The 2740-nt window shown below is 51.8% G+C and carries 4 protein-coding genes; 1 reads left to right on the forward strand and 3 read right to left on the reverse strand.

Translation table 11 applies throughout. The annotated features are described in order from the left end of the window. Positions 1 to 73 precede the first annotated feature (73 nt). Positions 74 to 976, forward strand: coding sequence for an EamA family transporter RarD (rarD, locus tag ACTHUE_RS14710; protein WP_039862520.1), 903 nt, complete (start codon positions 74 to 76; stop codon positions 974 to 976). Between the two features lie 93 nt (positions 977 to 1069). Here the strand turns inward: rarD and murU are convergent, their stop codons facing one another. From murU to hpaR, 3 genes are all read right to left on the reverse strand, one after another. Continuing rightward, positions 1070 to 1765: an N-acetylmuramate alpha-1-phosphate uridylyltransferase MurU gene (murU, locus tag ACTHUE_RS14715; RefSeq protein ID WP_004520885.1), complete on the reverse strand. Its 696-nt coding sequence runs from the start codon at positions 1763 to 1765 to the stop codon at positions 1070 to 1072. A gap of 87 nt (positions 1766 to 1852) precedes the next feature. Further along, positions 1853 to 2353 (reverse strand): 4-hydroxyphenylacetate 3-monooxygenase, reductase component, encoded by a 501-nt coding sequence (gene hpaC / locus ACTHUE_RS14720; RefSeq protein ID WP_049336944.1) that lies wholly within the window; start codon positions 2351 to 2353, stop codon positions 1853 to 1855. 10 nt (positions 2354 to 2363) lie between these two features. Then, the coding region (hpaR, locus tag ACTHUE_RS14725) for a homoprotocatechuate degradation operon regulator HpaR (protein ID WP_440423872.1) at positions 2364 to 2740 on the reverse strand (377 nt) is incomplete at its 5' end.

Genomic DNA, 2740 nt, shown 5'->3' on the forward strand with positions numbered 1-2740 from the left:
AAAAAGATGAGTAATTTTTTCATCCGTTTTTTCTACAATATTAACTTTGATTGATTGCAAAAGGCCGTCTGAAATGACGAATTTATCCAAAGGTTTGCTGGCTGCGATAGCGTCCAATTTGTTGTTTTCCATGCTGTTTCTGTACGGTATGTGGATGAGGCCGATGACGGGGACGGAGGTGTTTGCCTGGCGCATGGTCGCCATGCTGTCGGCTTTGTGCGTGCTGATGACGATGGTCAGCGGTTGGCTGGCGGCAATGCGTTTTGCTTATGGAGTCGGCCGGGATTGGAAACGGTGGCTGCTGATTGTATTGCCGACGCCGATATTTGCCAGCCAGTTGTGGCTGTTTGTCTGGGGGCCGGTCAATGGGGAAGGAGTAAACATTGCCATGGGTTATTTCCTGTTTCCTTTGGTGATGATGCTGGGTGGACGGATTTGGTTTAAAGAGCGTTTGAACCGGTTGCAGAGGGTGGCGGTAATCTTGGCGTGTGCAGGCGTGGCATGTGAATTGGTGCGGTCGGGCGCGTTTTCGTGGACGACTGTATGGGTGTTCGGTACTTATCCGTTTTATTATCTGCTGCGCCGCAAGCTGGGCGTGCCTTCCTTAATCGGGCTGACCTTTGATTTATTGATGATTACGCCGTTTGCGTTGGCGTATATTTTGCTGGCAACGGATACGCCGGCGATGATTGCGGCCAAACCGGTTTTAATCTTTTTTATTGTGTTGCTGGGTTTTAATAGTGCAATATCCATGCAGTTGAATTTGAAGGCGAATCAGTTGCTGCCGGTGGCAGTGTTCGGCATGTTGAGCTATTTGGAGCCTGTATTGCTTTTTATTGTGTCGATTGTATGGCTGGGCGAGCCGGTGCAAAAAGGCGCATTGATCGGCTATGGCCTGATTTGGTCGGGATTGTGCGTGATGATTGTTAATGGCTTGTTAGGAATGAATAAAGAAAAGAAATTGGCTAAAGCTTGATGATAGATTGAGGCCGTCTGAAAAATGGGTTGACCAATATTTTCAGACGGCCTTTGATATTGAAAGGGATGTATCGGATACGTTCCTTTTGTTTTACCAGCATTGGGCGATACGGTCAGCTTCTTGCAGGCGTTCGACTGTACCGACGTCCAGCCAAAGGCCGTTATGGTGTTCGCCGCTGATTTGGCTTTGGCTCATAGCTTGACGCAACAGAGGGGCAAGCTTGGCAGCCTGGTGCGCCGGGGTATCTTTGAAAAGCGCGGGATGATAAACGCCCACGCCGCTGAAAGTCAGGGCCTGGCCGTCTGAGGATGATGCGGATACCAGGCCGTCTGAAAGCAGGCCGAAGTCGCCTTCGGGATGATGGGGTGGATTGTCCACCAGCCACAAATGGGCGAGAAGGTTGTGTTCCTGCATGCGCTGGGCAGCCAGTCGTGCAGCTTGGAAATCAATGTCGGTCAACACGTCGCCATTGACGACCAAAAACGGCTCGTTGCCCAAAAGCGGCAGGGCGGTGGCAATGCCTCCGGCAGTTTCCAGGCCTCCGGCGCGCTCGGGAGAATAGGCAATGTGTACGCCGTAGGCTGAACCGTCTTTCAAGGTGTCTTCGATTTGCTGGCCAAGCCAGGCATGGTTGATGACGATTTCAGTAAAGCCGGCCTTCCGCAGGCGGCGTAAGTGCCAGCCGATAAGCGGCGTGCCTGCTACTTCGAGTAAGGGTTTGGGCGTGTGGTCGGTCAGGGGGCGCATGCGTTCGCCGCGACCGGCGGCCAGTATCATTGCTTTCATGGGTGTGCCTATAATGTGTGAAACAGAAAAGGTCTCAGGCCGTCTGAAAAAATGAAACCGATGTTTCAGACGGCATGAGACCTTTATTTATGCCAAAGATTTGAATTGCCTACGGAAATACAGCAATGCCGGCGCTTGCGTATCGGTATTGCGGATTTCATTGATCTGAACGAAAAAGACGTAATGCGTGCCGATTTCGCGTTGATCGACAATGCTGCCGTGCAGGTGCGCCAGCGCGCCTTCGACTTCTAGCTGTCCGGTTTGTCCTCTATGCCAAATATGGTATTCAAAGCGTTCTTCGGGCGAGAGGTCGGTCAATCCGGCAAAGTGTTCAGCAACATCCTGTTGGCCGTCGTTGAGTGTGTTGATACACAAATCACGGTTGCCTTGCAGGATGGGAATGATGGCGGATTGGCGGTTGATGCACAGCATGACCGTCGGCGGCTCGTCGGTAACGGCAGTTACGGCAGTCATAGTAATGCCATAGCGCCCTGCTTCACCGTCTGTCGTGATAACGTGTACACCGGCGGCACAGGAGGCCATGGCATCTCGGAAAGATCTCTTGAGTGTGTGTGTTGAATCTGTCATCCGGCTCGCTTTATTTTAATGCCTGTTCGATTTTTGCCAGCTCTGCCAAGAGTTCTTTGAGTTGTGCCATTTTTTCTTTGGTGAGGACTTTTTCAATTGCGTCATAGCGCTCGTCAACCAATGCGCCGGTGGATTCATAGAGTTTCTCGCCTTCGGGCGTCAGTTTCAGATAAACGCGGCGTTGGTCGTTGGAAGGCTTCAAGCGCACGGCCAAACCTGCTTTTTCCAAGCGGGTCAGAATGCCGGTCAGGCTGGGACGGAGGATGCAGGCCTGATTGGCCAAATCTTGAAAGTCGAGTGTGCCGTTTTCCGCTAAGAGCCGGATGATACGCCATTGCTGGTCAGTAATATTGGCTTGGTTCAGAATAGGGCGGAATTGGGTCATCA

The organism is Neisseria sp. P0021.S005 (assembly GCF_051956955.1).

Coding starts and splice junctions, on each gene's coding strand:
- rarD (WP_039862520.1), top strand. CDS start 74: ATGACGAATTTATCCAAAGGTTTGCTGGCTGCGATAGCGTCCAATTTG.
- murU (WP_004520885.1), bottom strand. CDS start 1,765: ATGAAAGCAATGATACTGGCCGCCGGTCGCGGCGAACGCATGCGCCCC.
- hpaC (WP_049336944.1), bottom strand. CDS start 2,353: ATGACAGATTCAACACACACACTCAAGAGATCTTTCCGAGATGCCATG.